At 66.6% G+C, this 6,205-nt stretch carries 7 protein-coding genes; 3 read left to right on the top strand and 4 right to left on the bottom strand.

Features of this window, described 5'->3' with window-relative positions:
- The 4 genes from A5652_RS14305 to A5652_RS14290 all read right to left on the bottom strand — a co-directional run.
- Window positions 1-573: adenylate/guanylate cyclase domain-containing protein (locus A5652_RS14305; RefSeq protein WP_197513955.1), on the bottom strand; the 573-nt coding region annotated here is incomplete at its 3' end.
- Between the two features lie 51 nt (window positions 574-624).
- A complete protein-coding gene (locus A5652_RS14300) occupies window positions 625-1,053 on the bottom strand; it encodes a pyridoxamine 5'-phosphate oxidase family protein (protein WP_067352254.1) in 429 nt (142 codons plus the stop codon).
- Window positions 1,054-1,102: 49 nt separating this feature from the next.
- Window positions 1,103-1,924 (bottom strand): mycofactocin-coupled SDR family oxidoreductase, encoded by an 822-nt coding sequence (locus tag A5652_RS14295; protein ID WP_067352250.1) that lies wholly within the window; start codon window positions 1,922-1,924, stop codon window positions 1,103-1,105.
- A 37-nt stretch (window positions 1,925-1,961) separates the two neighbouring features.
- A complete protein-coding gene (locus A5652_RS14290) occupies window positions 1,962-3,146 on the bottom strand; it encodes an acyl-CoA dehydrogenase family protein (protein ID WP_067352246.1) in 1,185 nt (394 codons plus the stop codon).
- Window positions 3,147-3,273: 127 nt separating this feature from the next.
- Between A5652_RS14290 and fabG the strand changes: the two genes are divergently transcribed.
- From fabG to A5652_RS14275, 3 genes are all read left to right on the top strand, one after another.
- A complete protein-coding gene (gene fabG, locus A5652_RS14285) occupies window positions 3,274-4,008 on the top strand; it encodes a 3-oxoacyl-ACP reductase FabG (RefSeq protein WP_067352258.1) in 735 nt (244 codons plus the stop codon).
- On the top strand, window positions 4,005-5,225 hold the full coding sequence (locus A5652_RS14280) for an acetyl-CoA C-acetyltransferase (protein ID WP_067352242.1): 1,221 nt from the start codon (window positions 4,005-4,007) through the stop codon (window positions 5,223-5,225). Before fabG ends, A5652_RS14280 begins: the two co-directional genes overlap by 4 nt.
- Window positions 5,222-6,205 (top strand): CoA transferase (locus tag A5652_RS14275; RefSeq protein WP_067352239.1); only part of this gene is annotated, 984 nt, incomplete at its 3' end. The genes A5652_RS14280 and A5652_RS14275, both read left to right, overlap by 4 nt.

The raw sequence follows: 6,205 nt of genomic DNA, 5'->3' as shown, positions 1-6,205 counted from the left end.
GCACAGCTGCACAACCCGCTCGGGACGGGGCAGATCGCGGAGCGCGTGGGTGCCCAGGTCGGTCAACCACGCGTCGTCGGAAAGTGTGTCGGCAACGAGATCGCCGGTGGTGCCCGACAACACCGTCTGGCCGCCGTGCGCGAGCTCGCGAAGCCGGGCGGTCCGGTTGATGGCCGGACCGACGTAGTTGTTCTCGTCACGCAATTGCACCTCGCCGGTGTGCACCCCAATCCGCAGCCGCAACGGTGCGAGGGGAGCGCGCTGCAACGCAAGCGCGCACGTCACCGCATCGGAGGCTCGGCTGAAAGCGATGACGAAGCTGTCACCCTCACCCTGCTCGACCGGACGAATTCCGTGATGGGCACCGACCAATTCGGCGAGTGTCTGATCCATTTTCGCGATTGCCGCGGTCATCTCCTGCGGCTGGGAGTCCCACAGCTGCGTCGAACCCTGGACGTCGGCCAGCAGCAACGTCACCGTGCCGGTCGGCAAGGGCTCGTTCATGCCTAGTTCGCTCCAGTCCAACGGCGGCACGCCCGCCCGTGGATCGATTTCGCTCATGGTAGCCAGCATGAGCTGAGCGCATGCCGCAAAACATCGGCGGATGCGCGTATATCTCGCGGCTCAGAGGTCGCCGGTGAAGTCGGCGCTCAGCCAGCGGTCGGGGCGGATGGTGAACAGCACCTCCTCGACGCCTTGCATGCTTTGCACGAACGCGCGACCGCCCTCCTCGCCGAGGTAGCGGATGGCGATCGATTCCTGCACGTCGGCCGGGGCCGGGTTGGTGGTCTCGACAACGGTGCCTTCCACCACGACGTACTGATACGGCGGCTCCTCGCGCTGGACCACCAGCGTCACCGCGCCCGTTTGCGTGATGAGGCGGGCCTTGCGGCTGGACGCCCCGGTCATGATCCGGACGTCTCCACCGGGGGTGTAGTCGTACCAGATCGGGACGCTGGCCGGCGGCCGGCCTTCGGTGGCGGCGACGGACAGCACCGCCACATGCTTGTCGGCGAGGAACTCCTGACGCTCGGTTTCGCTGAAGGCTTTCATGACGAGTGCAAACGCCGCGACGGTGGAGCTATTCCCCGGCTAACGATGATCAGTACTGTGTCGAGCCTTGATCGACCGGGATCTGTGCGGCGGTGACCTTGCGCGACTCGTCGCTGGCCAGCCAGCACACGGTGTCGGCGATCTCCTCCGGCTCGGCGAACCAGTCCGGCAAGAACGGCGTGAGGACGTGCGACAGCTGCGGGTTGGTCTCCATGGTCTTGCCCACCGCGTTGACCATGTCGCCGGAGCCCATCGCCGTGTTCACCGGACCCGGGTGAACACTGTTGACCCTGATCGAATGCTTCCCCAATTCCGCGGCGAAGGCCCGCGCCAGCCCGGTGACGGCGTGCTTGCTGGCCGTGTAGTGGATCATGAAGGGCTGCATCTTCATCCCGGCCGCGGAACTGATCAGGATGATCGAGCCGCCGCGGCCGCCCTCGATGATCTTGTCCGCGCCGGCCATCACGGTGTTCCAGGTGCCGGTCACGTTGATGTCCATCACGTCGCGAAAGTTCTTCGGTGTGATGTCGTCCCATGCCTGCGGAGCAGCGACCCCGGCGTTGGCGACGATGATGTCCAGCCGGCCCAGTGCGGCGACCCCATCCGTGACGACCTTCCGCAGACCGTCGAAGTCGCGAATGTCTACGACCGACGAGACGATCCGCCGGTTCGCTGCTTCGACCAGGCGCACCGTCTCGCTCAGGTCGTCGGGAGTCGCCGGATCGTAGGGCACGCACGACGGCAGCTTGCCGGCGATATCGACGGCGATGATGTCGGCGCCCTCCTGGGCCATGCGCACCGCGTGTGCCCGGCCCTGGCCGCGGGCCGCGCCGGTGATGAATGCCACTCTTCCGGCAAGCTTGCCGCTCATAGCTGCTCCTTCGTATGCTTCGGCCGCCCGGCCACTGTCATCGCTGCGCAGCCTTGACGAGGTTCGATCCGATGATCAAACGCTGAATTTCACTGGTGCCCTCGTACAGCCGGAGCAGGCGCACATCGCGGTAGATGCGCTCGACGGCAACACCCCGCATGTAACCCGTGCCGCCATGGATCTGCACCGCGAGATCCGCGACATTGCCGGCCATTTCGGTGCAGAAGACCTTGGCGGCCGACGGCGCGATTCGGCGATCCTCGTCGGCGACCCACAGCCGAGCGGCCTCGCGCACCAGCGCACGGCCGGCCATCACGCCGGTCTGCTGGTCGGCGAGCATGCCCTGCACCAGCTGGAAGCTCCCAATCGCCGTTCCACCCTGCGTCGCGGTGGCGGCGTACGACACCGATTCGTCGAGCGCGCGTTGGGCGGCGCCCACCGCGAGGGCGGCGATGTGCACCCGTCCGCGGGCCAACGACGTCAGGGCCGCCCGGTACCCGTGGTCTTCGCTGCCGCCGACGAGCGCATCGGGGCCGACGCGCACGTCGGTGAAATTGACGTCGGCCGTCCAGGCGCCTTCCTGGCCCATCTTGGCGTCCTTGGCGCCCACTTCGACCCCGGCGGCGTCCGCGGGCACCAGGAAGACCGCGATGCCCGCCCCCTGGTCGTCGGCCGGCCGGGTACGGGCGAACACCACGAAGAGATCTGCCACGGGCGCGTTGGTGATGAAGCGCTTCTGCCCGGAGATCACCCAAGCCCCGTCTTTTTCGGAGCCGTCGCGAACGGCTTTGGTGCGCAAGCCGGCCGGGTTCGACCCGGCGCCGGGTTCGGTCAGTGCGAAGGAGGCGACGACGTCGCCGGACGCGATCGACTCAAGCCAGCGCGATTTCTGTTCGTCGGTGCCGAACCCCACCAAAACTTGTCCGGCGATGCCGTTGTTGGTGCCGAACATCGAACGCAGCGCCAGCGACGTGTAGCCCAACTCCATCGCCATCTCGACGTCCTGCATCAGGTTGAGGCCGAGGCCGCCCCATTCCTGGGGAATCGCGTAACCGAACAGGCCCATCTTCTTGGCCTCGTCGCGCAAGTCGTCGGGGACGCGATCGGTGTCGAGAATCTCCTGCTCGCGGGGGACGACGACGCTGCGGACGAATTGCCTTGTCTGAGCGAGGATCTCGCGGAAGTCCTCGTCGGAGACTTCAGCAGCTTCGGCGGTGGCCATGGGCTCCACACTCCTCTCTCGATCCGGGACACCCCGGTTCAGAGCAGGATCCTATATCAAATATGATATTTGCCTTACGGGTGCCCGGTGGCAACGACAACAGTGAAGGATTGTGATCGGAGTGGCGATGTTGACAGGTCAGACCGCGGTAATCACAGGCGGAGCGCAAGGGCTGGGTCTGGCCATCGCGGAGCGCTTCGTCGCCGAGGGTGCGCGAGTCGTGCTCGGGGACGTCAACCTCGAGGAAACCCAAGTCGTGGCCAAGCAGTTGGGCGGCGATGATGTCGCGATCGCCGTTCGGTGCGATGTCACCCAGTCCTCCGACGTCGAAACCTTGATCCAGACCGCGGTCGAGCGGTTCGGCGGCCTGGACATCATGGTCAACAACGCCGGGATCACCCGGGACGCGACGATGCGCAAGATGACCGAGGAGCAATTCGATCAGGTGATCAACGTGCACCTGAAGGGCACCTGGAACGGCACCCGGCTGGCCGCCGCCGTCATGCGCGAAAACAAGCGCGGCTCCATCATCAACATGTCCTCGGTGTCCGGCAAGGTCGGCATGATCGGCCAGACGAACTACTCGGCCGCCAAGGCCGGCATCGTCGGCATGACGAAGGCGGCGGCCAAAGAGCTGGCCTACCTGGGCGTCCGGGTAAACGCGATCGCTCCCGGCTTGATCCGCTCCGCCATGACGGAGGCCATGCCGCAGCGCATTTGGGATTCCAAGGTTGCTGAGGTGCCACTGGGCCGGGCCGGTGAGCCCAGCGAGGTCGCCAGCGTGGCGCTGTTCCTGGCTTCCGATCTGTCGTCGTACATGACCGGCACCGTCATGGAAATCACCGGCGGCCGCCACCTATGAGTGCCGAGGCCGTCATCTGCGAACCCGTTCGGACGCCGATCGGCCGCTACGGCGGAATGTTCAAGGCGTGCAGCGCTGTCGACCTCGCTGTCACCGCGCTGAAGGGGCTGCTCGAGAGGACCGGACTTGCGCCCGATGCCATCCAGGACGTGATCCTCGGTCACTGCTATCCCAACAGCGACGCGCCGGCGATCGGGCGCGTGGTGGCGCTGGATTCCGGCCTGCCGGTGACGGTTCCGGGCATGCAGGTCGACCGGCGTTGCGGCTCTGGCCTGCAGGCGGTCATCCAAGCGTGTCTGCAGGTGGCCGCGGGGGACAATGACCTCGTCGTCGCCGGGGGTTGCGAGAGCATGAGCAACGTCGCCTTCTACTCCACCGACATGCGTTGGGGCGGCGCCCGCAACGGTGTACAGGTGCACGACGGGCTGGCCCGGGGACGCACAACCGCGGGCGGCCGCAACTACCCGGTGCCCGGCGGGATGCTGGAAACGGCCGAGAATCTGCGTCGCCAGTACGGCATTTCACGCCAGGAGCAAGACGAACTCGCCGTGCGAAGCCACCAGCGCGCCGTAGCGGCGCAGAAAGACGGGATCTTGGCCGAGGAGATCATTCCGGTCGCGGTCCGCACCCGCAGCGGCGAGGAACTCGTCGACACCGACGAGCACCCCCGCGCCGACACGTCTGTCGAGTCGCTGAGCAAGCTCAAACCCGTTCTGCTGAAGGATGATCCGGAGGCGACGGTGACCGCCGGCAACGCGAGCGGCCAGAACGACGCGGCATCGATGTGCGTGGTCACCACCCCGGAGAAGGCCGATGAATATGGCCTGAGGCCGTTGGTGCGCCTGGTGTCGTGGGGCGTGGCCGCGGTCGCACCCAACGTCATGGGCATCGGCCCGGTGCCTGCGACCGAGGCCGCGTTGGCCAAGGCGGGCTTGCAGCTGTCCGACATCGACCTCATCGAGCTCAACGAAGCCTTTGCCGCGCAAGCGCTTGCCGTGATGCGGGAATGGAGCTTCGGCGCCGCCGACCACGAGCGGACCAATGTGCACGGCTCGGGAATCTCGCTGGGTCATCCGGTGGGCGCGACGGGCGGACGGATGCTGGCGACCTTGGCGCGCGAGCTCCATCGCCGCGAGGCGCGCTACGGTCTGGAAACCATGTGCATCGGCGGCGGCCAGGGCCTGGCTGCCGTCTTCGAGCGGGTCGTACCGCAATGACCGAATCGGCGTTGCCGTTGGATGGCCTCACGGTCGTCGAGGTATCGAGTTTCGTCGCCGCGCCGCTATGCGGCATGACGCTGAGTCAGCTTGGTGCAGAGGTCATCCGGGTCGACCCCATCGGCGGCGCTTCCGATGTGCAACGGTGGCCTCTGGCGGCCGACGGCACCTCGATCTACTGGACCGGCCTGAACAAGGGAAAGCGTTCGGCCACCATCGATCTGCGGTCCCCGGACGGCCATGAACTGGTCCAGCGGCTGATCATCGAGGGTGACGGCATCGTCGTGACCAACGCCGCGGGCTTGACCTGGCTCGGCCACGAAGCCCTGGCGGCCAAACGCCGCGACGTGATTCACGTTCAGTTACTCGGGCGCGGTGATGGGTCCACCGGCGTGGACTACACGGTCAACGCGGGTCTCGGCTATCCGCTCGTCACCGGCCCGGCCGATCATGCCGGTGCGATCAATCACGTGCTACCCGCTTGGGACGTGTGCTGCGGACTATATGCCGCGCTCGCCGTCGTCACCGCTGTCCGCCACCGCGAGCGGTCCGGGGCGGGGACCCGGATCAGCCTGGCGTTGGAGGACGTCGCGCTGGCCACCGCGGCCAACCTGGGGTTGCTCACCGAGCCGCAAGTCAACGGGACACAACGCGAACGGCTGGGTAACGCGATCTACGGCCAGTACGGGCAGGACTTCATCAGCAGTGACGGGGCCAGGTTCATGGTGGTTACCTTGACCGGCCGGCATTTTCGCGACCTGCTAGCAGTGACGGGCACTGACGTTGCGGTCTCGGCGCTCGCTGAGGCGCTGGGCGCCGATTTCGGGTCCGAAGGCGATCGTTACCGCTACCGTGACGTGCTCTCCAGTTTGTTCGCCACCTGGTTCAGCGATCACACCGCCGACGAGATCACCACCGCGCTATCTGACACCACGGTGCTCTTCGAGCGGTACCGCACCTTCGCCGAGGTCGCCGCGGGA

The sequence above is a fragment of the Mycobacterium sp. 1165178.9 genome, assembly GCF_001673555.1.
GTDB lineage: Bacteria > Actinomycetota > Actinomycetes > Mycobacteriales > Mycobacteriaceae > Mycobacterium.
Note: the sequence above shows the minus strand (reverse complement) of the source record. Positions and strands in the feature narration are given on the sequence as shown.

What these genes read in the sequence shown, in the direction of transcription:
- A5652_RS14280 (WP_067352242.1), top strand. Translation starts at nt 4,005, where the DNA reads ATGAGTGCCGAGGCCGTCATCTGCGAACCCGTTCGGACGCCGATCGGC.
- A5652_RS14300 (WP_067352254.1), bottom strand. Translation starts at nt 1,053, where the DNA reads ATGAAAGCCTTCAGCGAAACCGAGCGTCAGGAGTTCCTCGCCGACAAG.
- A5652_RS14295 (WP_067352250.1), bottom strand. Translation starts at nt 1,924, where the DNA reads ATGAGCGGCAAGCTTGCCGGAAGAGTGGCATTCATCACCGGCGCGGCC.
- fabG (WP_067352258.1), top strand. Translation starts at nt 3,274, where the DNA reads ATGTTGACAGGTCAGACCGCGGTAATCACAGGCGGAGCGCAAGGGCTG.
- A5652_RS14290 (WP_067352246.1), bottom strand. Translation starts at nt 3,146, where the DNA reads ATGGCCACCGCCGAAGCTGCTGAAGTCTCCGACGAGGACTTCCGCGAG.